Genomic DNA, 21,244 nt, shown 5'->3' on the forward strand with positions numbered 1-21,244 from the left:
ATCATGAAGCTCCAATCCGTGTTTCTGTTGGCCAGGCGTTTTGCCGCCATGGCTTTCGTATCGGCCGGCTTGCTTGGCACGGCCCAGGCTGCTCAAAGTCCAACGCAATTTGTAGAGCAAATTGCCAACCAAACCCTTGAGGCGGTCAAACAAAACACTGCTGCGCGCAGTGGCAATATCACTGCCATCAATGAGATTGTCAATAACAAATTGATGCCTTATCTTGACTTCCAGAAAACGACACGACTGGCTACCGGTCAACCCTGGCGTCAGGCAACCCCCGAACAGAAGACGGCGCTGACCAATGCGTTTAAAAGCACCTTGATTCGTACTTATAGCGGTGCTTTCAAGCAAGTCTCGGCAAGTACAAAAATTGAAATGCAGCCATTTCGTGGCAATCCGAATGCCAATGATGTCGTGGTTCGCTCAACCATTATTTCGGATTCCGGTCCGGTGGCGGTTGACTATCGACTGGAAAAATCGGGTGATAGCTGGAAAGTATACGATTTCAGTGTTGAAGGGATTTGGTTGATCCAGAATTATCGCAACCAGTTTGCTTCACAGATTGCGCAAAATGGTATTGATGGCCTGATAAACGCGTTAAATCAACGAAAGTAACATGTAAAAGGCTATAATCAGGGGTCTGTTTCGTGTCGGGAACAGGCCTTTTTTTATATGAATATGTCAGCTGTCAAAATAGAAAATATTTCCAAAATTTATGCGCCTACCCTTTCCTTAAGGCAAAGGTTGTTTTCTGGTTCGCCTGCCCGCCAGGGGTTTCAGGCACTCAATGATATCAGTCTCAATATTGAGCCGGGCGAGTTTTTTGGTTTGCTGGGTCCCAATGGGGCCGGTAAAACATCGCTTATTTCCATTTTGGCCGGTTTGTCACGTCCCAGCAATGGCAGGGCCAGTATCTGTGGTTACGATGTGGTTGCCGATTATAAAAACGCGCGTCGCTCTTTGGGAGTGGTTCCCCAGGAACTGGTCTATGACCCGTTTTTTACCGTCCGGGAAACCTTGCGTAATCAATCAGGTTATTACGGTTTGCGAAATAACGATGACTGGATCGACGAGATTCTCCTGAATCTTGGTCTGTCCGACAAGGCCGATACCAATATGCGAGCCTTGTCAGGTGGCATGAAACGCCGGGTGCTGGTTGCTCAGGCCCTGGTGCACCGTCCGCCTGTCATCATTCTTGATGAGCCCACGGCCGGGGTTGACGTGGATTTGCGGCGCAGCCTCTGGGATTTCATTTCCAGATTGAATAAAGAAGGCCATACCATCTTGTTAACGACCCATTACCTTGAAGAAGCACAAACGCTGTGTGGCCGTATCGCCTTTCTCAGAAAAGGCAAAATGATCGCCCTTGATACCACCCAGGCCTTGATGGCCCAATTTGGCAGCGATGATCTTGAAGAAACTTTTGTGCAAATCATGCATACCGGAAGTGAACAGGCAGCGTAATGAATCCTTTACAACAAAATATTAAGTTTGGCTCTGGTTTTCCCACCTTGCTGCGCAAGGAACTATTGCGTTTCTGGAAAGTATCCCTTCAGACCGTGGCGGCACCGGTGATGACTGCCTTGCTGTATTTGCTGGTTTTTGCCCAGGTCCTGGAAGGGCGTGTGCAGGTATATGGCACTCTGTCTTATGTGGCATTTTTAATGCCGGGGCTCATGATGATGAGTATGATGCAAAACGCTTTTGCCAATCCTTCCTCCTCACTTATCCAAAGCCGTATTACGGGTAACCTTGTATTCGTGCTGCTGCCTCCGTTGTCTTATCTGGAAATTTTCGGTGCCTATATGCTTGCGGGTATTGTGCGGGGGTTGTGCGTGGGTGTGGGCATTTGGGTCGTGGCTTTACTGTTCATGCCATTGACGCCAGTCCAGCCTTTATGGATGTTGCTTTTTGCCGTCATGGCCTGTGGTGTTTTTTCCAGTCTGGGCCTGGTTGCGGGGCTTTGGTCCGAGAAATTTGACCAGTTGGCCCTGTTCCAGAATTTCCTGATCATGCCCGCCACTTTCCTGTCGGGCGTGTTTTATTCCATTCATTCCCTGCCGTCATTCTGGCAGGCTGTGTCGCACTGGAATCCTGTCTTTTACATGATAGACGGCTTTCGCTATGGTTTTTTCGGTATTTCCGATGTTTCGGTCTGGCACAGCTTTTCTGTCGTATTTTGTTTTTTCATCCTGACCTCGTTGCTGGCATTAAAATTGTTGGCAAGTGGCTATAAACTTAGGACATAAAATGTTACCCACTCCTGAACAGATTCGTGAATACATCACTTCCAACCTGGCCTGTGAACATATAGAAGTGGTGGGCGACGGTTCCCATTTCGAGGCCCTCATCGTGAGTGCTGCCTTTGAAGGAAAACGCCTGATTGCCCGGCATCAGCTGGTTTACGCGGCATTGGGCGATAAAATGAAGGCTGAAATTCATGCCTTGTCAATGAAAACGCTAACCCCTGAAGAGTATAAAGTGAATGGATAAATTGCGCATTATCGGTGGTAACCGTCTTTCCGGAGAGGTGACCATATCAGGCGCCAAGAACGCTGCCTTGCCTATTTTATGCGCAACTTTGCTAACGGCCGAGCCGGTTGTTCTGCGCAATGTGCCGGCGCTGAATGATATCCATACCACGCTGAAGGTATTGGGGCAGCTTGGCGTGAACATCCAGTGGCTGGATGACGGTGTGGTTCAGTTGCAGGCCAATCGGATTGTCAGTTATGAGGCGCCTTATGAGCTGGTGAAAACCATGCGTGCGTCCATTTTGGTGTTGGGGCCATTATTGGCGCGTTTTGGCCAGGCCAAGGTCAGCTTGCCGGGTGGCTGTGCCATCGGGCAACGGCCGGTCGATCAACACATCAAGGGCTTGGCCACCCTTGGGGCCGACATCCGTGTTGAGCACGGCTTTGTCCTGGCCAAGGCACCAAGGTTGCAGGGTGCTTCCATTCATACCGATATGGTCACCGTTGGCGGTACCGAACAGTTCCTCATGTCTGCAGCGTTGGCCAAAGGCACCACCATTCTTGAAAACGCGGCACGTGAACCCGAAGTCGTTGATCTGGCTGAACTGCTGATTGCCATGGGCGCCAAAATCAGTGGGCACGGTACTGACAGAATCGTCATTGAGGGTGTGGAGCAGTTGCATGGTGCCGATTACCGGGTGGTTCCCGACCGTATCGAAGCCGGTACTTTCCTGTGCGCGGTGGGTGTCACGGGGGGGGATATCCTGTTGCGTAATGCGGCCCCTTCAACCATGGGTGCCATCCTGGATAAACTTGAGGAATCAGGTCTTGAGCTGGAAACCGGACCCGACTGGATTCGTGCCTCAATGAGTGGCAAGCCTCGGGCAGTAGGGGTCAAGACCTTCGAACACCCCGGCTTTCCCACCGATATGCAGGCCCAGATCATGGCGCTTGATACCATCGCGAGCGGAACGGCTGTCATTGTAGAAAATATTTTTGAAAACCGCTTCATGCATGTGCCTGAGTTGATTCGTATGGGGGCCGATATTGAGCTGGATGGCCATACGGCCGTGGTTAATGGCGTCACGCAATTGTTTGGTGCCAAGGTCATGGCAACCGATTTGCGTGCATCGGCCAGTCTGGTCATTGCCGCTTTGGCGGCCAGTGGTGAAACCATCATCGACCGGATTTACCATCTTGATCGTGGCTATGAGCAAATGGAAGTAAAATTGAAAAGGCTGGGAGCACAAATTGAACGACTGCGTGGGTAATATGTCTAACGAAGATAATGAAATGTTGACGATGGCGCTTTCCAAGGGGCGCATTTTTGAAGAAACCATGCCTTTGCTTGAGGCTGCCGGGATTTCAGTCAGTGAAAATCCCGAGTCTTCACGCAAGTTGATTCTGCCAACCAGTGATCCCCGCTTGCGTTTGCTGATTGTAAGGGCCTCCGATGTCCCTACGTACGTGCAGTACGGTGCGGCCGATTTCGGTATTGCCGGTCGCGATGTGCTGTATGAATATGCCAAGGAACAGCCAGGTGGGCTGTATCAGCCCATCGACCTGAATATTGCCAAATGCCGTCTGGCAGTGGCGGTGCGCGAAGGCTTTGATTATGAGGAAGCCGTGAAAAAGGGTGCGCGCCTGCGTGTGGCAACCAAATATGTCAATGTGGCACGTGAACATTTCGCCAAGAAAGGGGTGTATGTTGATATCATTAAACTGTATGGTTCAATGGAATTGGCGCCCTTGGTAGGATTGGCGGATGCCATTGTCGATGTGGTTTCCACAGGGGGTACGTTACGTGCCAATAACCTGGTGCCGGTTGAAGATGTCATGCCCGTTTCTTCACGCCTTATCGTAAACCAGGCGGCACTGAAAACCCGGGCATCACGTCTGACCCCCATACTGGATGCCTTCCAAAAGGCGGCTGTGTAAAGCGGTAGGTACGGCCTTTGACCAAAAGGCTCTTGTTGGGTCTGTGCGGCAGACTGTTTTTTACTATTTTTGCAAAGAGTGATATGTCTTTAATAAACCGGTTAGATGCCAATGATGCAGATTTTGGCCAGCAGTTGAAAACCCTGCTTGCTTTTGATGCTTCGCAGGATGAGCAGATCGAGCAGTCTGTGGCGAAAATCCTGAACGATGTACGTCAGCGCGGTGATGAGGCGGTTCTTGAATACACGCAGCGCTTTGATCAGGTACAGGCAAGCCATATCCATGAACTGGAAATTCCGCTTGCGGATTGCCAGGCAGCGCTGGACGCCCTGCCAACGGAACAACGCAAGGCGCTGGAAAGTGCGGCGGACAGGGTTCGCGCCTATCATGAAAAACAAAAAACCGCCTCCTGGACTTACACAGAGGCCGATGGTACTTTGTTGGGCCAGAAAGTAACGCCCATGGATCGTGTCGGTTTATATGTGCCGGGTGGCAAGGCGGCCTATCCTTCTTCGGTATTAATGAATGCCTTGCCGGCCAAAGTGGCGGGTGTGCCTGAAGTTGTCATGGTAACGCCTACTCCGGGGGGCAGCCGTAACGCCATTGTGCTGGCTGCGGCGGCAGTTGCCGGGGTTGACCGGGTGATCGCCATTGGTGGCGCGCAGGCGGTTGGAGCTCTGGCTTATGGCACACAGTCAATTGCCGGTGTCGATAAAATCGTGGGGCCAGGCAACGCCTATGTGGCTTCTGCCAAACGCCGGGTGTTTGGAACGGTAGGCATTGATATGGTTGCCGGTCCCAGCGAAATCCTGATCATTTGCGATGGCACCACCCCTGCCGACTGGATTGCCATGGACCTGTTCTCCCAGGCCGAGCATGACGAGCTGGCGCAGGCCATTTTGTTATGCCCTGATGCCGCTTACCTGGAGCAGGTGTACGCGTCTATCGGGCACCAATTGCCGAACATGCCCAGGGCCGATATTATCCGTACCAGTCTGGCCAACCGGGGTGCATTAATTAAAGTGCGTGACCTTGATCAGGCGTGTGAAATTGCCAATGAGATCGCACCTGAGCACCTTGAGATTTCCACTGAAAATGCCGCGGCATGGGCCGAGAAAATCCGTCATGCCGGTGCGATTTTCATGGGGCGTTACAGCTCGGAGTCGCTGGGCGATTATTGCGCCGGCCCCAATCACGTGTTGCCCACTTCCCGTACCGCCCGCTTTTCCTCCCCCCTGGGTGTCTATGATTTCCAGAAGCGTTCCAGCCTGATTCAGGTATCACGCGAGGGGGCACAAACCCTGGGTAAAATCGCCGCCACCCTGGCTTTCGGGGAAGGCTTGCAGGCACACGCCGAAAGCGCCCGCTACCGTTTAGATTAAATATTTGATGAGATGAATATGCGTACAGCAGAAATAGTTCGTAATACCAATGAAACCAAGATCAAGGTTGCCATCAACCTTGATGGTACCGGCAAGCAGTCACTGAATACCGGTGTGCCGTTTCTTGATCACATGCTTGATCAGATCGTGCGTCATGGCTTGATTGATATCGATATTACCTGCGATGGCGACCTGCACATTGACGATCACCATACCGTAGAAGATGTGGGTATTTCCCTGGGACAGGCTTTTGCCAAGGCAGTGGGTGACAAAAAAGGCATTTTGCGTTACGGCCATGCTTATGTGCCACTTGATGAGGCCCTGTCGCGGGTGGTGATTGATTTCTCAGGTCGTCCCGGTCTGGAGTACAACATTCCTTTCACCCGCTCACATATTGGTCGTTTTGATGTTGACCTGACCCGTGAGTTTTTCCAGGGTTTTGTCAATCATGCACTGGTTACCTTGCATATCGACAATCTGCGTGGCTTTAATGCCCATCACCAGGCTGAGACCGTCTTCAAGGCCTTTGGCCGTGCACTTCGCATGGCGCTTACCGAAGATCCACGCAATGCGGGCGTTGTCCCATCCACCAAAGGCGTTCTGTAAAGGCTTCATACTTAAAATGAAATCCCCCTCTATTGCAATTGTGGATTATGGCATGGGCAACCTGCATTCGGTTGCCCGCGCATTAACGCATGCGGCTCCGCATGCCAATGTTTATCTGGCTTCTGATGTCGCAGGCATCAAATCGGCCGATCGAATCGTGTTTCCCGGTCAGGGCGCGATGCCCGATTGCATGCGCAATCTGGTGCAGTCCGGACTTAGCGAGGCCGTACTGGAGGCAGCGGCCAGCAAACCTTTGATGGGCATTTGCGTAGGCGAGCAAATGTTGTTTGAGCGAAGTGAAGAGGGTAACGCGACTTGCCTGGGTATTTTTCCGGGTATCGTAAAACGGTTCCAGGGCCAGCGTTACGCCAGCACAGCACCTGAAAATACACCACTTGCCGCCCTGACGCACGAAAATGAACTGCTCAAGGTGCCTCATATGGGCTGGAGTCGGGTAAAGCAAACCCGTGCACATCCGGTTTGGCAAGGTATTCCCGATGAGGCTTATTTTTATTTCGTGCACAGTTATTTCGTTGTGCCTGATGATGACAGTCTGACAGTAGGTACCACGCTATATGGGCAAGAGTTTACCTGTGCGGTGGCCAGGGATAATATTTTTGCCGTTCAGTTTCACCCTGAAAAAAGTGCCGGACACGGCTTGCGGCTGTATCGTAATTTTGTGGAGTGGGACATTTAGTTGCGGGACTAAATGCTGAAAATGCGTTATAAATACGACTGCGGGACTTACATAACAAAGATACTGTCAACAAAGAGTTATTACGGGGAATGACGAGTCCACTATTACGGTTTTTGCTCATTCTGTTTTATTTTTCTAATCATCTTATTTATTAATATAACACTATGCTGCTCATACCAGCCATTGATTTAAAAGACGGACAGTGTGTCCGCTTGCGTCAGGGTGACCTGAAAGACGCGACAATTTTCTCCCAGGATCCTCAGGCAATGGCACGCAAATGGCTCGACCAAGGTGCACGTCGGTTGCATCTGGTGGATCTTAATGGTGCAATTGCCGGTAAGCCTAAAAACGAGGCAGCCATTCAGGCCATTCTGAAAGAGGTCGGAGACGAAATTCCTGTCCAGATCGGTGGCGGTATTCGGGATCTGGATACGATCGAACGCTATCTCGATCTGGGTATTGAATATGTCATTATTGGTACGGCAGCAGTTAAAAATCCAGGTTTCCTGCAGGATGCCTGCAGTGCTTTTTCGGGTCATGTGATTGTTGGCCTTGATGCCAAGGATGGCAAAGTCGCTACCGATGGCTGGAGCAAGCTGACCAAACACGATGTGATTGATCTCGGCCGCAAATTTGAAGATTACGGCGTCGAGTCTATTATTTATACCGATATCGGTCGCGATGGCATGTTAACCGGTGTGAATATTGAAGCGACCGTACGCTTGTCGCAGGCCGTGAAAATTCCGGTTATTGCTTCAGGTGGTGTGACCAACCTTAAAGATATCGAAGCGCTTTGTGCAGTAGAAGATGAAGGAATTGAGGGCGTCATTCTGGGTCGCAGTATTTATGAAGGTACCCTTAATTTCCAGGAGGCCCAGATACTGGCTGACGAGTTGAACGGGGAAGAGATTTGAACACTGCAGCCAATGCCGACTCCACCTTAACCAAACGCATTATCCCCTGCCTTGATGTAACGGCAGGCCGGGTGGTTAAGGGCATCAATTTCGTCGAATTGCGTGATGCCGGAGATCCGGTTGAAATCGCCCGTCGTTATAACGAGCAGGGTGCCGATGAGTTGACATTCCTTGATATTACGGCAACCAGTGACGGCAGGGATCTCATTTTGCCAATTATCGAGCAGGTGGCCTCCCAGGTATTTATTCCCTTGACGGTTGGCGGTGGCGTTCGTGCCGTTGCCGATATCCAGCGTTTGCTCAATGCCGGTGCCGACAAGGTATCCATGAACAGTGCCGCCGTGGCCAACCCGGAGCTGGTGCGGGAAAGCGCCGATTATTACGGTTCGCAATGCATCGTGGTGGCGATTGATGCCCGCAAGGTTTCCGCCGAAGGCGAGCCCGATCGTTGGGAGGTCTTTACCCATGGGGGTCGCAAAGCGACTGGCATTGATGCCATTGAATGGGCGATCCGGATGGCCCGTTACGGGGCTGGCGAGCTTTTGTTGACCAGCATGGATCGTGACGGCACCAAATCAGGATTTGATCTTGAATTGACCCGTGCTGTTTCAGATGCCGTTTCCGTGCCTGTTATTGCCTCTGGTGGCGTGGGTAATTTGCAGCATCTTTGTGATGGTGTCACCAAAGGCAGGGCCAGCGCCGTGCTGGCGGCCAGTATTTTCCACTACGGTGAATACACCATTGCACAAGCCAAGGAATTTATGGCGCAACAGGGCATTAATGTTCGGGAAATCGCATGAGCTGGCTTGATGAGGTGAAGTTTGACGAGGCAGGTCTCATTCCTGCCATTGCACAGGACTGGAAAACCGGCCGTATCCTCATGGTTGCCTGGATGAATCGGGAAGCCTTGCAGGAAACCGTGGCGACCCGAAAAGGGGTTTATTGGTCACGCTCGCGCCAGAAATTATGGCGCAAGGGCGAAGAATCGGGCAATACCCAGCAGGTTCATGAGATCCGTCTTGACTGCGATGCTGATGTGGTGTTGCTTAAAATTGAACAACATGGGGGCGTGGCCTGTCATACTGGCAGGGAGAGCTGTTTTTTCCGTCTGCTGAATGGCAAAGACGATCATGCTCAATGGGAAATTACTGACGAGGTCTTGCAAGATCCGGAGCATATGTACAAATGAGCACAGAGTCCAACATTGAATTGTCAGCGGTACTGGGTCGTCTGGCTGATGTATTGCAAACCCGCTTGCCGGCCAATGGCGGTGATCCTGCCACATCGTATGCGGCCAAATTGTTTGCCAAAGGCCCCGATGGTTTCCTGAAAAAAATTGGTGAAGAAGCCACCGAGCTGGTGATGGCCTCAAAAGATGGCCAAAATGACCGGATTATTGCGGAAACTGCCGATCTCTGGTTTCATTGTCTGCTGGCGCTGACTTATTACGGTTTGCGCCCTGAAGACGTATTCGCCGAGTTGGCGCGCAGGGAAGGGTTGTCAGGCCTGGTTGAAAAAGCCAATCGGAAACCATCCTGAATTTAAGAGACTTGTGGCACAATTCAAGATGAACATTATTTATTGGCAGTTCCTGATATATTAGGAATTGATTTGGAATTGTCACTTTAGGAGTTGTTTTATGGGCAGTTTAAGTATTTGGCACTGGCTAATCGTTTTGGTGATTGTTGCACTGGTTTTCGGTACCAAGAAAATCCGCAATATTGGTGAAGATCTGGGGGGAGCCGTAAAAGGTTTCAAGAAGGGTATGAACGATGCCACTTCGGAAGGCACTGAAACAACTGAAAAAAAACAGGCTGGCACGGAAACCATCGATGTGCAGGCAAAAGAAAAATCGGATTCCTGAGCTCCAGCAGATCCGACTTGTTCCGGCATGATTGCCGATAAAAAGGTTCTGTTTTTTTAAAGCGTATTTATGTTTGGTTTAAGTTTCGGTGAGCTGTTTGTCATTGGCATGGTTGCCCTGATTGTCATTGGCCCTGAGCGTCTGCCTAAAGTGGCCCGTACGGTCGGTCATCTTGTGGGCCGTGCGCAGCGCTATGTCAATGACGTTAAAAGTGATATTCAGCGTGAAGTCGACATCCAGGAAATCAGCAAGATTAAAAATGAGATGCAGTCCTCGCTTCAGGATATGAAAAGCTCATTCGAGGATACTGCAAAATCCTTGCGCAATCCGGTTGAGCAGCTTGAGCAGGAGTTGACCAGTGCCGGAGATCAGGTCAGGCAGACCCTGTCACCTGAAAAAAAAGACGCTCCCGCGGAAAACCAATTCGTCAATGACGGCCATAAACCCGATAATAAAAACGGTTCAGGAACCCAGGTCTAATGCAGAACTCATCACCCAATGAAAATAATGGCGAGAAGGAAGAAAGTTTTTTCTCGCATCTGATCGAATTGCGTTCGCGTCTGATTCGCGCCGTGGTGGCCGTATTGGGGATTTTTGCCATCTTGTGTATTTACCCCAGCACCGGTGCCATTTACGATTTCATTGCGCAACCCATGATTCAGACCCTGCCCGAGGGTAATAAAATGATTGCCACGGGGGTCATTACACCTTTTCTCGTGCCCCTGAAAGTGACTTTGTTGTTTTCTTTTGTATTGGCGTTGCCTTACGTGTTGTATCAGGCATGGGCCTTCATTGCACCGGGCCTGTATCAGCATGAGAAACGTCTGGCGGTACCGCTGGTGATTTCCAGTACCTTGCTTTTTATTGTCGGTATGGCGTTTTGTTATTTCATCGTATTCCATACCGTTTTTCATTTCATCTCGATGGTCTCGCCCCAGTCCATCAATTTCGCTCCCGATATAGAGGCCTACCTTAGCTTTGTCATGACCATGTTCATTGCATTTGGCATCACCTTTGAGGTGCCTATCGTGGTCTTGGTATTGGTCAGCACCGGCATGATGACGCTTGAAAAGCTGAAGGCAGCCAGGGGTTATGTGATTGTGGGCGCATTTGTGATTGCTGCGATTGTTACGCCTCCTGACGTACTCAGCCAATTGTTGTTGGCCATTCCCTTATGTTTGTTATATGAACTGGGTTTGCTGGCGGCGCGTTTTATCAAGCCCGGCAATGCGCTTACCGAGGACGCTGACCGTTAAACGGTATGTTTCCGGTTCTGGCCCGTTGCGGATTGGCACAGGCAGAAACCGGAAATTGCCTTGCGCCAGAGGTCGGTTTATTTCTTTGAGGTTGTTCCGGGGCGTTGCCCCAGTGTTACCGTTACATCCTGTTCCTTGCCTGAGCGCAGGATTTTGAATTTCACCAGGGTTTTGGGTGGATAGCCGGCAATTTCATTCAGCATCTGGTCGGTATCAATGATTTCCTTGTCATTCATGCCCAGCAGGATATCTCCGACCAGAAGCCCAGCCTGACCTGCCGGACCATTGGGAACCAGCGATGCAATAATAATTCCTTTGGTGCTGTCCAGATTGAAGGCTTTGGCAAGATCGCTGGTGATGTCCTGGGGCTCAATACCCAGCCATCCACGTGAAACCGTGCCGGTTTCAATGATTTCCTGCATGATTTTAAGGGCGGTATGGGCGGGTGTGGCAAATCCGATCCCCAATGATCCACCTGCCTCGGACTCCGAGTAAATGGCGGTATTAATGCCAATCAGATCACCGTTAACGTTAATAAGTGCACCACCTGAATTGCCCGGGTTGATAGCGGCATCGGTCTGGATGAAGTTTTCATAGGTATTGATGCCCAGACCGGTGCGGCCCAGTGCCGAGATAATGCCCATGGTCGTGGTTTGCCCTACACCAAACGGGTTGCCGATGGCCAGCACGACATCGCCTACGTTAAGCTGTTTGTTATCGGGGTGAATGGCAACCAGATCGGGTAAATCAATTTTCAGTACGGCCAGGTCGGTATCGGGGTCGGCACCAATCAGACGTGCATTGGATCGACGTCCATCGGTCAGGGCCACTTCAATCGAGTCTGCCGCCTCAACGACATGGTAGTTGGTCAGGATATAACCTTCTGCCGAAGCAATAACACCCGATCCCAGACTGGTGGTGTTATTGAGCATTTGCATGTTTTCCTTCTGCTCCTGGATAAACGGGCGCAGGGCCGGCACATCGGGCAGGTTCTTGAAAGGTGATTCGATGTTCTTGCTGGTGTAAATATTCACGACCGAAGGGGCGGCAACCTTAACCGCACCGGCATACGATGTGATAATGGTAATGAGTTGTTCCGGTTCTTTTGTTTTTTCGGCTTTGGTTACGGTTTCTTTGGGTGGCTCCGCCGGTTCTATTTTGGCCGTTGCCGTGGGCACGGAGGCGGGTATGGCCGGCTGTTTCCTGAAATCAAGCCAGTCAGGTCGCAATGTAGTGACCGTAAACAGAATCGCGAGAAAAACAGTTACGGTTTGAGAGAAAATTAACCAATAGCGATGCATAAAGGAAAATGAAGTGAGTGAAATTTTTACACAAGACTTGGTAAAGTGGCTTGATGAAAACCTGAAACCACATTTATATCAAGATTATGCACCAAATGGACTGCAGGTGCAGGGAAGGTCTGTAATAAAAAAAGTAATTACAGGTGTAACCGCATCACAGGCCTTGCTTGAAAAAGCGATTGAATATCAGGCGGATGCGGTTATTGTGCATCATGGATGGTTCTGGAAAAATGAGGATGTGCGTATTTTGGGGGCCAAATACCAGCGAATTGCTCTTGCCATCAAGCACGATTTGAACGTTATTGGCTACCATTTGCCTCTGGATGCCCATCCTGAGTGGGGCAATAACAGACAGTTGGCCAATGTGCTCGATTTGCAGCCTTTTTATGAGGACGATCAGCCCCAGACCTGTGGCAGGAGTGGGCTGGTTTGGCAGGGCTCGGTTGTGACAGGAGAAACAACTTTGGCTGATTTGGGTGTCTTAATTTCACAACGCTTGGAAAGGGAACCGTTGTTAATTGGAGACACAGATAAGGTGATCAGAAAAGTGGCATGGTGCACGGGGGGGGGCCAGGGCATGTTCCAGGATGCCATTGATGCCGGTGTGGATGTTTTCATTACCGGAGAGGCTTCGGAGCCTGTTTACCACATGGCCCGGGAAAGTGGTGTGGCCTTTATTGCTGCCGGGCATCATGCAACCGAACGTTATGGCATTCAGGCACTGGGAAATGCGCTGGTGGACAGGTTTGGCATTGCTGCAACGTTTGTGGATATTCCCAATCCAGTCTAGGGCGATTCAGTAAAATACAGCCCCTGCCGGTAAGGGCAGGGGCAATGAACCCGGTTTTGTATTGATTTTTGAATCAGTTTTTGTTTTTGAGCAGATCACGAATCTCTTTTAACAGGGCAACATCAGCCGGATCGGGAGCAATAGCGGCCTGCTCTTCTTTTTCTTTCTCCATGGTGGCACGGGCTTTGGCGATGACTTTAACTAGACAAAAAACAACAAAGGCCAGCAGAATGAAGTTGATGAGAATGGTCAGGAAATTACCGTAAGCCAGTACATTGGCCCCCGCATTCGTCATGTCGACATAGGTTTCAGGCCCGGAATAGTTGTCTGGTTTTGATAAGACAATGAATTTATTGGAAAAATCAACAGATCCTCCCAGGATGAAGTTGATGAACGGCATCATGACGTCTCTGACCAGAGAGTCGATGATTTTACCGAAGGCTGCACCGATAATGACACCAACAGCCAGATCAATCATGTTGCCTTTTACGGCAAATTGTTTAAATTCGTTGATGAAACTTTTGGCTTTACTCATAAGAAATCCTTTTTTCCTCGGTCCATAAGCGGACACAGTATATAATAAGCGCTTGCTAAGCTTTGTACACATAAATTCAAGTAATTTTTTTTAGTACCTTAGTAGTACCAATAAGGATAGATAATGAGTCAGGATTCAATACAGCATGACAATGAAGGAACGGCATCGCCGGCAGTCCTTCCACCCGATCCATCACGTCGTTTCTGGTTGGGTACTGCCTGTGCGGTTGGTGGGGTGGCCGGTGTTGCAACAGCAGTGCCGTTTGTTGCATCCATGTCACCATCAGAACGCGCCAAGGCGGCAGGTGCCCCCGTTACCGTTAACCTGAACATGATTGCGCCAGGCACCATGCTTACTGTCGAATGGCAGGGTAAGCCGGTCTGGATTTTGCATCGTACGCAGGAAATGATAGATGGCCTGAAAAACAATGACCCCTTCTTGGCGGATCCGTTTTCGAACCGTCCAGGTTTTACGCCCGAATTTGCCAAAAACATAGATCGTTCACGTAAGCCGGAATGGTTCGTTTGCGTTGGTATTTGTACACACCTGGGTTGCTCACCGTCTCCACGGTTTGCGGTCGGTGGTGGTGAAGGAATGCCTTCTGATTGGGATGGCGGCTTTCTATGTCCGTGCCATGGTTCTATGTTTGATTTGGCCGGCCGGGTATTCAAGAACCAGCCTGCGCCCGATAATCTGGAAGTGCCCCCGTATTATTTTATTGATGATAATAATATTATGGTTGGCTTGGATAAAGCAGCGGGTTAGTAGCCGAGGCTACTGTAATTAGTATCTTGCCAAGTTAGAAAAGGAGCCTCTACATGGCTAGCGAAAAAGTTGTCGAAACGACAGGGTTATTGGGGTGGGTAGACAAGCGTTTCCCGCTGACCTCCCTATGGAAGGCGCATTTATCAGAATATTATGCGCCCAAGAATTTCAATTTCTGGTATTTTTTCGGTTCACTTGCATTACTCGTGTTGGTAATTCAAATTGTGACCGGTATTTTCATGGTCATGCACTACAAACCTGATGCCGACCTGGCGTTTGCATCAGTAGAGTACATCATGCGTGAGGTGCCTTATGGCTGGATTATCCGCTATATGCACTCAACCGGTGCGTCCATGTTCTTTGTCGTGGTTTATCTGCATATGTTGCGCGGCATGCTTTACGGTTCATACCGCAAGCCTCGTGAACTGGTGTGGATTTTCGGGGTTGCCATTTTCCTGTGCCTGATGGCAGAGGCTTTCTTTGGTTACCTGTTGCCCTGGGGTCAAATGTCTTTCTGGGGTGCCCAGGTTATTGTTAACCTGTTTGCTGCCATTCCTTTCGTTGGTCCTGAATTGTCTGTCTGGATTCGTGGTGATTTCGTGGTCTCCGATGCCACGCTGAACCGCTTCTTTGCGTTCCACGTGATTGCCATTCCCCTTGTGCTTATCGGCCTGATCGTGGCTCACGTTATTGCCTTGCACGAAGTGGGTTCAAACAACCCCGACGGTATCGAGATCAAAGATAAAAAAGATGCAAACGGACGTCCTCTTGATGGTATTCCGTTCCATCCTTACTACTCTGTCCATGACATCATGGGTGTGGCAGGGTTCCTGTTCATTTTTGCCGCAATCATGTTCTTTGCGCCAACCATGGGCGGTTATTTCCTTGAGGCCAATAACTTCCTGCCGGCTGACCCGTTCCAGACGCCTGCGCATATCGCGCCAGTCTGGTATTTCACCCCGTTCTATTCAATGCTGCGTGCCACGACCGATGAGTTCACCTGGGTCATGGTTGCATTGGCGCTGATTTTTGCGGTTGGTCTGCTGCTGAGCAAAAATGTCAAAGGGGTTTGGAAAATCATTTGGCCTGTTGTCCTGGTGGGTGTTGCTGTTGCACTTCGTGTGTTTGATGCCAAATTCTGGGGTGTGGTGGTAATGGGTGGTACAGTGGTTATCCTGGGTTTCCTGCCATGGCTGGATCAATCCAAGGTTAAATCCATCCGCTATCGTCCGACATGGCACAAGCTGTTGTATGTGATTTTCATGATCGACTTCGTGGTTTTGGGTTACATCGGTACACAACCACCAACACCTGTACTGAATATTATTTCACAGGTAGGTACGCTGATTTATCTGGCATTCTTCTTTTTTATGCCAATCTGGAGCCGTTTGGGTACATTCAAGCAGGTACCTGATCGTGTGACTTTCCATCCTCATGCGTAAATCAGGAATGAACATGATTAAGAAACTATTAGGTGCGTTAGTATTGATGTTTGCCGTATCAGGTCCCGCCATGTCTGCTGCGGCGGGGTATCCTTGGGATCGCGCCCCCGAAAGGATTACTGATCTGGCTGCTTTGCAGAATGGTGCAAAACTGTTCGTCAACTACTGCCTGAACTGTCATAGCGCGAATGCCATGCGTTATAACAAGCTGGTGGATCTTGGCCTGACTGAAAAAGAGATTGAAGAAAATCTCCTGTTCACGGGCGATAAAGTGGGCGACAAGATGACCATTGCCATGAATCCCAAGGATGCGAAACTCTGGCTGGGTGTTGCGCCACCCGACCTGTCCGTCATGGCACGCGCCAAGGCAGCCAACCTGGGCCAGCCTGGTACCGACTACATTTATACTTACCTACGTACGTTTTACCGTGATGTGACCCGTCCCTTGGGCTGGAACAACCTGGTATTCCCCAACGCCGGCATGCCTAATGTGTTCTGGCAAGAGTCCGGTCCCAGCGAGCTGACCACAGTGACGATCCATCCCGTTGAAAAAGACGGCCAGGTTCAGTGGTTCAAGACAACCACACTGATTGATGCAGAAGGTTTCAGTTCTGTTGTCAGTGATGAGCTCTTGCCTGATTACCAGGGTCATGGTTCCGTTGAGCAAACACTCAAATATCTGGATCCTGCCAAACAGGCCGAGTTTGATAACAATATGGCTGACCTGGCTGCTTTCCTTGGCTGGATGGCCGAGCCTGACCAACAGTTCCGCAAGCAATTGGGTACCTGGGTTCTGTTGTTCCTGGCCCTGTTCTTTGTGATTGCATGGCGTTTGAACAAAGCATACTGGAAGCATGTAAAATAAGCGATTAGGAGGCAGACAGACAAAATTTACCTGTAAATAGAGTACAATCAGTCAGTCTGCCAAAATCCTTTTCATAGGGTCAGTGCTTTTTTGTAGGCACTGGCCTTTCTTTATTTTCTTCAGTGGGAGTCCGCACAATATGATGGTGCTTTACTCTGGAACAACATGTCCATTTTCACAACGCTGCCGCTTTGTCCTGTACGAAAAAGGCATGGATTTTGAGGTTCGTGATATAGATTTGTTTAATAAACCAGAAGACATTTCTGTCATGAACCCTTATGGCAAAGTGCCTATTCTCGTTGAACGTGATCTGATTCTTTATGAGTCAAACATCATCAATGAGTATATTGATGAGCGTTTTCCGCATCCTCAGCTGATGCCCGCCGATCCTGTCATGCGTGCACGTACCCGGTTATTCCTGCACAACTTCGAGAAAGAATTGTTTGTGTCAGTGGGTGTGCTGGAAGACCGCAGCCTGCAGGCAGACGAAAAACGCCTTGATCTTGCACGTCGTACCATCAGGGATCGTCTGTCCCAGTTGGCACCCTTGCTGATCAAGAACCGCTTCATGCTGGGCGAAGAGTTTTCCATGCTTGATGTGACCATGGCTCCTTTATTGTGGCGTCTTGATCACTATGGTATTGAATTGCCCAAAAGTGCTGCACCGCTGATGAAATATGCCGAACGCATTTTCTCCCGTCCTGCCTATATCGAAGCCTTGACACCTTCAGAAAAAGTAATGCGACGTTAATATCATGACTTCTGTTTCTACAAAACCTTATCTGCTTCGTGCCTTGTATGAGTGGTGTACCGATTCGGGATATACACCACATTTGGTGGTCAAGGTGGACCAATATTGTCAGGTGCCGCAGGAATACGTACGTGATGGCTATATCACCCTGAATATCGGTGCATTGGCCACTGGCAAGTTATCCATGGAAAATGACTGGATCAGTTTCAATGCACGCTTTAACGGGGTTTCACGCAGTATTGCCGTACCGGTCAGTGCGGTTTCGGCCATTTATGCCCGCGAAACCCAGGAAGGGATGCAGTTTGAAACAGAAGAGTATGTGCCGGATCAGGAGATTGAGTCAGAGGACATCTCAGATGATTCCAATGATGATGATCCCCCGTCTGGTGGCGCAGGAAAAGCGCCGTGGCTGAAAGTGGTTAAATAATCCGCTGGTATTTTGTGCTTTTTTGCAACAAAAAACATTTTTTTCTGGACAGAAATGCAATAAAGCGGATATAATTTTTTTTCTTTAGCCGGCTTAGCTCAGTTGGTAGAGCAGCTGATTTGTAATCAGAAGGTCGAGGGTTCGACTCCTTTAGCCGGCACCAAATTCAAAGTCCTACGTTTTTTCAAACGTAGGACTTTATTATTTTCAGATTCTATTGATCTGAATAATATCTTTCCGTTCCCGGATGAGCCAAATGGCTGCGAGGGCTTATTGGCTTTTGCCTGTTGAATCTTTAAAAACGGGCAGATGGATATTTACAATCAAGCCTGGCTGATTATCGGCAAAGCCCAGTTTTCCGTCGTGTAAGGCAAGAATCGCGCGCACACTGGCCATGCCCAATCCATAACCACTGCTGTCCGGGTTCAATTGATGGAAATGCTGGCCAATATTGACGTATTCATCGGCAGGAATGCCGGGACCATCGTCGGATACCTGCAGCTGGATATGTTTTTCCGAGACGGTGACTGTGACGCTAATAAGGTGTTTGGCGTGTTTGATGGCATTTTCAATGAGCTGTGAAAGCATGCTGGCCAACAGGTCTGCATCACCCCATACCCATGCCTGACCGTTTGAATGAAATGTTAGCCGCAGGTTCTTTTCTTCGGCGTAGGCATCGTACATATCAACGACATTGGCTGTAATTTCTGCCAGATCGCATTGCCAGAATCGTTGACGGTGGATGCCTGATTCGATTTCTGAAAGATGAAGCAGTTTTTCAAACAGTTTGTTCAGGCTTTCTATTTCATGGATGGAACGCTTAATCACCGCCCTTAAGTCTGCTTCATTGCTTTGCGGGTTCTGTACGGTGCGTAATTGATTCAGAATTCGGGTAAGGGGAGTGCGAAGATTATGGGCGATGGTATCTGAAACATGTCTGATACCCGTCATGAGTGACTCAATCTTGTCCAGCATGGAGTTGATTTCACTGCTCAGGAAATAAAACTCGTCTTTGGTGGAAGAAAGGGGGATTCGGGAAGAAAGATGACCTTGACTGATTTTAAAGGCGGTTTTTCTGATTGAGCCAACCCGGTAATCCAGCTCTTTGCGAAACATATGGACGCCAATCATCACCAGTAGAAAAGCAATGAAGACCGTCGCCAGGCAGGCTTGTCCAATTTTCCGGATGGTATCGTTCATCGAATCAAGGTCAATACCCGTTAAAAGTATGCTCTGGTCGGGCAGTGTGGTTTCAAGCAGTCGGGCTGTCGTGGGTTGACCATAAAGTATCAGGGGGACCTCGGTTTTGTTGGTTTCGGTCAGCGTGGGTCGATGTTCCAGGTTTCCAGCCAGCTTTTTCCCCTTTTCATCCAGCAAAAGATAAATCTCATGCCTGCCATCAATCTGATCCGAAATAGTCATGTTGATGGCTTGGACCAAACCTTCCCGTCCTCCAATGTAAAACTCACCCTCCAGGCGGGACATGGAGGCCGTGGCCTGTTGGGAGGCTTGGGAGTGAAGAGTGCCAATAACCTGAAGAAAGATAAAGGCCAGCAAGAGCAGAATTGAGAAAAAAGCCAGAAGTCCATAGTTAAGCATCAGACGAAAAGACGTCGAATCCCATGTCTGGCGGAATTTCAATCGGATGTATGCAGTCATTGGAGGGAGACAACCTTAATTATCGGGGGCTTCTGTAGACAGAATATAACCTTCCCCGCGCACGGTATGAATCAGGGAGGGGGTGAATCCTGTGTCAACTTTCCGTCGCAGTCGGCTGATCTGTACATCGATCACATTGGATTGAGGGTCAAACCGATAATCCCAAACTGCCTCAAGCAGCATGGTGCGGGTAACGACATTGCCTTCATTCAGCATCAGGTGGTGCAGGAGGCGGAATTCACGTGGTTGCAGATTGATGGGCGTACCTGAGCGGTCTACTTTGCGTGTGGCCAGATCCAGTTTCAGGTCAGCGACCTGCATTTGTTGTACGGTCTGGTTGTTCCGGGTGGTTCTGCGGATCAGCGCTTCCATGCGGGCAATCAGTTCTGCAAAGGAAAATGGCTTGGTCATGTAGTCATCGCAGCCCGATTTGAGTCCCTTGACCTTTTCATCGACGGCTGACAAGGCGCTCAAGATAATGACCGGAGTTTTATTGCCTGTTGACCTGAGAGTGGAAAGGATGGATAAACCGTCTATGTTGCCAGGCAACATGCGGTCAAGAATAATAATGTCCCAATGCTCGCTGAGTGCTTTTTTCAGGCCATCGGGACCATTGTTGCAAATGACTGTTTTATGCTTCAGTTCAGTAAGGCCTTTGGCGATGTAACGGGCGTTTTCGTAGTCATCTTCCACGATCAGACAGTGCCACATTCGCATTTCTCCATCAGTGCTTGTGGTAATAATCACTCATTATGCAATAAATTCAGTTGCTTAAGCCAATTTTTGCTAGGGTATGTACCAATACTTTATGTCAATACAGCATCATTAAGGGCACTATTTTGAAAGATGACCAAATGGTAATGTTTTGTTCATTTATTTATGGAACCTATCCCTTACAATCTCGCATGCGCTTACCTGTGTTGTTTATATATGCGATTAATAAGCTTGAATGTAAGTAGTTAAGGAGAGAAAGAGGATGATTTCATGTTAATTAAAAACAATCAGGACTTCTGGTCCGGCTTGATGTTCATTGCCTTGGGAATTGGCTTTGCCCTGTTCGCCACGAGCTATGACATGGGCACGCCTGCCCGTATGGGGCCTGGCTATTTTCCATTCTGGCTGGGTGTCGTCCTGGCCTTGCTGGGCGGTGTGGTCACCATTGGTTCACTGCGTGGTGAAGAAGCCGATGACCATCATATTGGCAAATTCGACTTCGACATTCTTGCCCTGATCATCGGCTCGATTGTAGTGTTCGGTGTCATGCTGGATAACCTGGGTCTGTACATTTCACTGGTGTTGCTGGTTATTTTCAGCAGTCTGGCCAGTCACGAATTCAGCCTTAAAATTGCCATCGGCAATGCCATTTTCCTGGTGATCTTCACCTGGCTGGCTTTTGTCAGGGGCCTGGGTCTGATCTTCCCGCTGTGGCCGGTTCCCTTTGCCGAATGGCCCACCTACGCAATGGTTATTATCCCCTTGTCGGTGATTGTGGGGGCTATTATCCTGATCATAAAAATTAAAGGGAGCAAATAATCATGATGGAATTGCTGGAACACTTGTCCCTGGGCTTTTCAGTGG

General features: G+C 49.5%; 26 protein-coding genes, 1 tRNA gene and 1 pseudogene. 24 read left to right on the plus strand and 4 right to left on the minus strand.

Annotated features, from left to right (window positions below):
* Positions 1 to 3: 3 nt before the first annotated feature.
* The 16 genes from HCX92_RS01555 to tatC all read left to right on the plus strand — a co-directional run bounded on the left by HCX92_RS01555 (position 4) and on the right by tatC (position 11,131).
* Complete coding sequence (locus HCX92_RS01555; protein ID WP_169293157.1) at positions 4 to 618, plus strand: phospholipid-binding protein MlaC; 615 nt, start codon at positions 4 to 6, stop codon at positions 616 to 618.
* A 63-nt stretch (positions 619 to 681) separates the two neighbouring features.
* Positions 682 to 1,467, plus strand: a complete 786-nt coding sequence (locus HCX92_RS01560; RefSeq protein ID WP_169293197.1) for an ABC transporter ATP-binding protein — start codon at positions 682 to 684, stop codon at positions 1,465 to 1,467.
* Entirely contained in the window at positions 1,467 to 2,252 is a 786-nt protein-coding gene (locus tag HCX92_RS01565; protein WP_169293158.1) for an ABC transporter permease, read from the plus strand. Before HCX92_RS01560 ends, HCX92_RS01565 begins: the two co-directional genes overlap by 1 nt.
* Position 2,253: 1 nt before the next feature.
* Positions 2,254 to 2,496 (plus strand): BolA family protein, encoded by a 243-nt coding sequence (locus tag HCX92_RS01570; RefSeq protein ID WP_169293159.1) that lies wholly within the window; start codon positions 2,254 to 2,256, stop codon positions 2,494 to 2,496.
* Positions 2,489 to 3,745 carry a UDP-N-acetylglucosamine 1-carboxyvinyltransferase gene (gene murA, locus HCX92_RS01575; RefSeq protein WP_169293160.1) on the plus strand — a complete coding sequence of 419 codons (1,257 nt, stop codon included), beginning with the start codon at positions 2,489 to 2,491 and terminating at the stop codon, positions 3,743 to 3,745. The genes HCX92_RS01570 and murA overlap by 8 nt, the downstream gene beginning before the upstream one ends.
* Position 3,746: 1 nt before the next feature.
* Positions 3,747 to 4,412 carry an ATP phosphoribosyltransferase gene (gene hisG, locus HCX92_RS01580; protein WP_169293161.1) on the plus strand — a complete coding sequence of 222 codons (666 nt, stop codon included), beginning with the start codon at positions 3,747 to 3,749 and terminating at the stop codon, positions 4,410 to 4,412.
* An 83-nt stretch (positions 4,413 to 4,495) separates the two neighbouring features.
* Positions 4,496 to 5,794, plus strand: a complete 1,299-nt coding sequence (gene hisD / locus HCX92_RS01585) for a histidinol dehydrogenase (protein WP_169293162.1) — start codon at positions 4,496 to 4,498, stop codon at positions 5,792 to 5,794.
* A gap of 18 nt (positions 5,795 to 5,812) precedes the next feature.
* On the plus strand, positions 5,813 to 6,400 hold the full coding sequence (gene hisB, locus HCX92_RS01590; RefSeq protein WP_169293163.1) for an imidazoleglycerol-phosphate dehydratase HisB: 588 nt from the start codon (positions 5,813 to 5,815) through the stop codon (positions 6,398 to 6,400).
* Positions 6,401 to 6,416: 16 nt separating this feature from the next.
* Entirely contained in the window at positions 6,417 to 7,097 is a 681-nt protein-coding gene (gene hisH / locus HCX92_RS01595) for an imidazole glycerol phosphate synthase subunit HisH (protein ID WP_211182213.1), read from the plus strand.
* Positions 7,098 to 7,261: 164 nt separating this feature from the next.
* Complete coding sequence (gene hisA, locus HCX92_RS01600; protein ID WP_169293165.1) at positions 7,262 to 8,011, plus strand: 1-(5-phosphoribosyl)-5-[(5-phosphoribosylamino)methylideneamino]imidazole-4-carboxamide isomerase; 750 nt, start codon at positions 7,262 to 7,264, stop codon at positions 8,009 to 8,011.
* Positions 8,008 to 8,811, plus strand: coding sequence for an imidazole glycerol phosphate synthase subunit HisF (hisF, locus tag HCX92_RS01605; protein ID WP_169293166.1), 804 nt, complete (start codon positions 8,008 to 8,010; stop codon positions 8,809 to 8,811). Before hisA ends, hisF begins: the two co-directional genes overlap by 4 nt.
* A complete protein-coding gene (hisI, locus tag HCX92_RS01610) occupies positions 8,808 to 9,200 on the plus strand; it encodes a phosphoribosyl-AMP cyclohydrolase (RefSeq protein WP_169293167.1) in 393 nt (130 codons plus the stop codon). The genes hisF and hisI overlap by 4 nt, the downstream gene beginning before the upstream one ends.
* Positions 9,197 to 9,550 (plus strand): phosphoribosyl-ATP diphosphatase, encoded by a 354-nt coding sequence (locus HCX92_RS01615; protein ID WP_169293168.1) that lies wholly within the window; start codon positions 9,197 to 9,199, stop codon positions 9,548 to 9,550. Before hisI ends, HCX92_RS01615 begins: the two co-directional genes overlap by 4 nt.
* Positions 9,551 to 9,650: 100 nt before the next feature.
* Positions 9,651 to 9,875, plus strand: coding sequence for a Sec-independent protein translocase subunit TatA (tatA, locus tag HCX92_RS01620; RefSeq protein WP_169293169.1), 225 nt, complete (start codon positions 9,651 to 9,653; stop codon positions 9,873 to 9,875).
* 69 nt (positions 9,876 to 9,944) lie between these two features.
* Positions 9,945 to 10,355, plus strand: coding sequence for a Sec-independent protein translocase protein TatB (tatB, locus tag HCX92_RS01625; RefSeq protein ID WP_169293170.1), 411 nt, complete (start codon positions 9,945 to 9,947; stop codon positions 10,353 to 10,355).
* Positions 10,355 to 11,131, plus strand: a complete 777-nt coding sequence (gene tatC / locus HCX92_RS01630) for a twin-arginine translocase subunit TatC (protein WP_169293171.1) — start codon at positions 10,355 to 10,357, stop codon at positions 11,129 to 11,131. Before tatB ends, tatC begins: the two co-directional genes overlap by 1 nt.
* Before the next feature lie 77 nt (positions 11,132 to 11,208).
* Here the strand turns inward: tatC and HCX92_RS01635 are convergent, their stop codons facing one another.
* The gene (locus tag HCX92_RS01635; protein ID WP_169293172.1) at positions 11,209 to 12,432 is read right to left on the minus strand and encodes a S1C family serine protease; all 1,224 of its coding nucleotides are present in this window, start codon (positions 12,430 to 12,432) and stop codon (positions 11,209 to 11,211) included.
* A 13-nt stretch (positions 12,433 to 12,445) separates the two neighbouring features.
* On the opposite strand from HCX92_RS01635, the gene HCX92_RS01640 reads away from it, so the two are divergent.
* Positions 12,446 to 13,222, plus strand: a complete 777-nt coding sequence (locus HCX92_RS01640) for a Nif3-like dinuclear metal center hexameric protein (protein ID WP_169293173.1) — start codon at positions 12,446 to 12,448, stop codon at positions 13,220 to 13,222.
* A 73-nt stretch (positions 13,223 to 13,295) separates the two neighbouring features.
* On the opposite strand, the gene mscL is transcribed toward HCX92_RS01640, so the two are convergent.
* Positions 13,296 to 13,757, minus strand: a complete 462-nt coding sequence (gene mscL / locus HCX92_RS01645) for a large conductance mechanosensitive channel protein MscL (RefSeq protein ID WP_169293174.1) — start codon at positions 13,755 to 13,757, stop codon at positions 13,296 to 13,298.
* Between the two features lie 123 nt (positions 13,758 to 13,880).
* Between mscL and petA the strand changes: the two genes are divergently transcribed.
* From petA to HCX92_RS01675, 6 genes are all read left to right on the plus strand, one after another.
* Complete coding sequence (gene petA / locus HCX92_RS01650) at positions 13,881 to 14,522, plus strand: ubiquinol-cytochrome c reductase iron-sulfur subunit (RefSeq protein WP_169293175.1); 642 nt, start codon at positions 13,881 to 13,883, stop codon at positions 14,520 to 14,522.
* A 53-nt stretch (positions 14,523 to 14,575) separates the two neighbouring features.
* On the plus strand, positions 14,576 to 15,964 hold the full coding sequence (locus tag HCX92_RS01655) for a cytochrome bc complex cytochrome b subunit (RefSeq protein ID WP_169293176.1): 1,389 nt from the start codon (positions 14,576 to 14,578) through the stop codon (positions 15,962 to 15,964).
* A 13-nt stretch (positions 15,965 to 15,977) separates the two neighbouring features.
* Positions 15,978 to 16,829: a cytochrome c1 gene (locus HCX92_RS01660; protein ID WP_169293177.1), complete on the plus strand. Its 852-nt coding sequence runs from the start codon at positions 15,978 to 15,980 to the stop codon at positions 16,827 to 16,829.
* Between the two features lie 139 nt (positions 16,830 to 16,968).
* Positions 16,969 to 17,580, plus strand: a complete 612-nt coding sequence (locus tag HCX92_RS01665) for a glutathione S-transferase N-terminal domain-containing protein (protein ID WP_169293178.1) — start codon at positions 16,969 to 16,971, stop codon at positions 17,578 to 17,580.
* Between the two features lie 4 nt (positions 17,581 to 17,584).
* Positions 17,585 to 18,007 carry a ClpXP protease specificity-enhancing factor gene (locus HCX92_RS01670; RefSeq protein ID WP_169293179.1) on the plus strand — a complete coding sequence of 141 codons (423 nt, stop codon included), beginning with the start codon at positions 17,585 to 17,587 and terminating at the stop codon, positions 18,005 to 18,007.
* 87 nt (positions 18,008 to 18,094) lie between these two features.
* A tRNA-Thr gene (locus HCX92_RS01675) sits at positions 18,095 to 18,170 on the plus strand.
* 107 nt (positions 18,171 to 18,277) lie between these two features.
* Here the strand turns inward: HCX92_RS01675 and HCX92_RS01680 are convergent.
* On the minus strand, positions 18,278 to 19,666 hold the full coding sequence (locus tag HCX92_RS01680) for a HAMP domain-containing sensor histidine kinase (protein WP_169293180.1): 1,389 nt from the start codon (positions 19,664 to 19,666) through the stop codon (positions 18,278 to 18,280).
* A 15-nt stretch (positions 19,667 to 19,681) separates the two neighbouring features.
* Entirely contained in the window at positions 19,682 to 20,377 is a 696-nt protein-coding gene (locus tag HCX92_RS01685) for a response regulator transcription factor (protein WP_169293181.1), read from the minus strand.
* 273 nt (positions 20,378 to 20,650) lie between these two features.
* Here HCX92_RS01685 and HCX92_RS01690 point away from each other — a divergent pair.
* A pseudogene (locus HCX92_RS01690) lies at positions 20,651 to 21,097 on the plus strand (tripartite tricarboxylate transporter TctB family protein); the annotation flags it as partial.
* Between the last annotated feature and the right edge of the window lie 147 nt (positions 21,098 to 21,244).

This window comes from Advenella sp. EE-W14, assembly GCF_012923605.1.
Lineage (GTDB): Bacteria > Pseudomonadota > Gammaproteobacteria > Burkholderiales > Burkholderiaceae_B > Advenella > Advenella alkanexedens.

Excerpts from the sequence above, each read along its gene's own strand:
- HCX92_RS01555 (WP_169293157.1), top strand. The coding sequence starts at position 4 with ATGAAGCTCCAATCCGTGTTTCTGTTGGCCAGGCGTTTTGCCGCCATG.
- HCX92_RS01560 (WP_169293197.1), top strand. The coding sequence starts at position 682 with ATGTCAGCTGTCAAAATAGAAAATATTTCCAAAATTTATGCGCCTACC.
- HCX92_RS01565 (WP_169293158.1), top strand. The coding sequence starts at position 1,467 with ATGAATCCTTTACAACAAAATATTAAGTTTGGCTCTGGTTTTCCCACC.
- HCX92_RS01570 (WP_169293159.1), top strand. The coding sequence starts at position 2,254 with ATGTTACCCACTCCTGAACAGATTCGTGAATACATCACTTCCAACCTG.
- murA (WP_169293160.1), top strand. The coding sequence starts at position 2,489 with ATGGATAAATTGCGCATTATCGGTGGTAACCGTCTTTCCGGAGAGGTG.
- hisG (WP_169293161.1), top strand. The coding sequence starts at position 3,747 with ATGTCTAACGAAGATAATGAAATGTTGACGATGGCGCTTTCCAAGGGG.
- hisD (WP_169293162.1), top strand. The coding sequence starts at position 4,496 with ATGTCTTTAATAAACCGGTTAGATGCCAATGATGCAGATTTTGGCCAG.
- hisB (WP_169293163.1), top strand. The coding sequence starts at position 5,813 with ATGCGTACAGCAGAAATAGTTCGTAATACCAATGAAACCAAGATCAAG.
- hisH (WP_211182213.1), top strand. The coding sequence starts at position 6,417 with ATGAAATCCCCCTCTATTGCAATTGTGGATTATGGCATGGGCAACCTG.
- hisA (WP_169293165.1), top strand. The coding sequence starts at position 7,262 with ATGCTGCTCATACCAGCCATTGATTTAAAAGACGGACAGTGTGTCCGC.
- hisI (WP_169293167.1), top strand. The coding sequence starts at position 8,808 with ATGAGCTGGCTTGATGAGGTGAAGTTTGACGAGGCAGGTCTCATTCCT.
- HCX92_RS01615 (WP_169293168.1), top strand. The coding sequence starts at position 9,197 with ATGAGCACAGAGTCCAACATTGAATTGTCAGCGGTACTGGGTCGTCTG.
- tatA (WP_169293169.1), top strand. The coding sequence starts at position 9,651 with ATGGGCAGTTTAAGTATTTGGCACTGGCTAATCGTTTTGGTGATTGTT.
- tatB (WP_169293170.1), top strand. The coding sequence starts at position 9,945 with ATGTTTGGTTTAAGTTTCGGTGAGCTGTTTGTCATTGGCATGGTTGCC.
- tatC (WP_169293171.1), top strand. The coding sequence starts at position 10,355 with ATGCAGAACTCATCACCCAATGAAAATAATGGCGAGAAGGAAGAAAGT.
- HCX92_RS01635 (WP_169293172.1), bottom strand. The coding sequence starts at position 12,432 with ATGCATCGCTATTGGTTAATTTTCTCTCAAACCGTAACTGTTTTTCTC.
- mscL (WP_169293174.1), bottom strand. The coding sequence starts at position 13,757 with ATGAGTAAAGCCAAAAGTTTCATCAACGAATTTAAACAATTTGCCGTA.
- petA (WP_169293175.1), top strand. The coding sequence starts at position 13,881 with ATGAGTCAGGATTCAATACAGCATGACAATGAAGGAACGGCATCGCCG.
- HCX92_RS01655 (WP_169293176.1), top strand. The coding sequence starts at position 14,576 with ATGGCTAGCGAAAAAGTTGTCGAAACGACAGGGTTATTGGGGTGGGTA.
- HCX92_RS01660 (WP_169293177.1), top strand. The coding sequence starts at position 15,978 with ATGATTAAGAAACTATTAGGTGCGTTAGTATTGATGTTTGCCGTATCA.
- HCX92_RS01665 (WP_169293178.1), top strand. The coding sequence starts at position 16,969 with ATGATGGTGCTTTACTCTGGAACAACATGTCCATTTTCACAACGCTGC.
- HCX92_RS01670 (WP_169293179.1), top strand. The coding sequence starts at position 17,585 with ATGACTTCTGTTTCTACAAAACCTTATCTGCTTCGTGCCTTGTATGAG.
- HCX92_RS01680 (WP_169293180.1), bottom strand. The coding sequence starts at position 19,666 with ATGACTGCATACATCCGATTGAAATTCCGCCAGACATGGGATTCGACG.
- HCX92_RS01685 (WP_169293181.1), bottom strand. The coding sequence starts at position 20,377 with ATGTGGCACTGTCTGATCGTGGAAGATGACTACGAAAACGCCCGTTAC.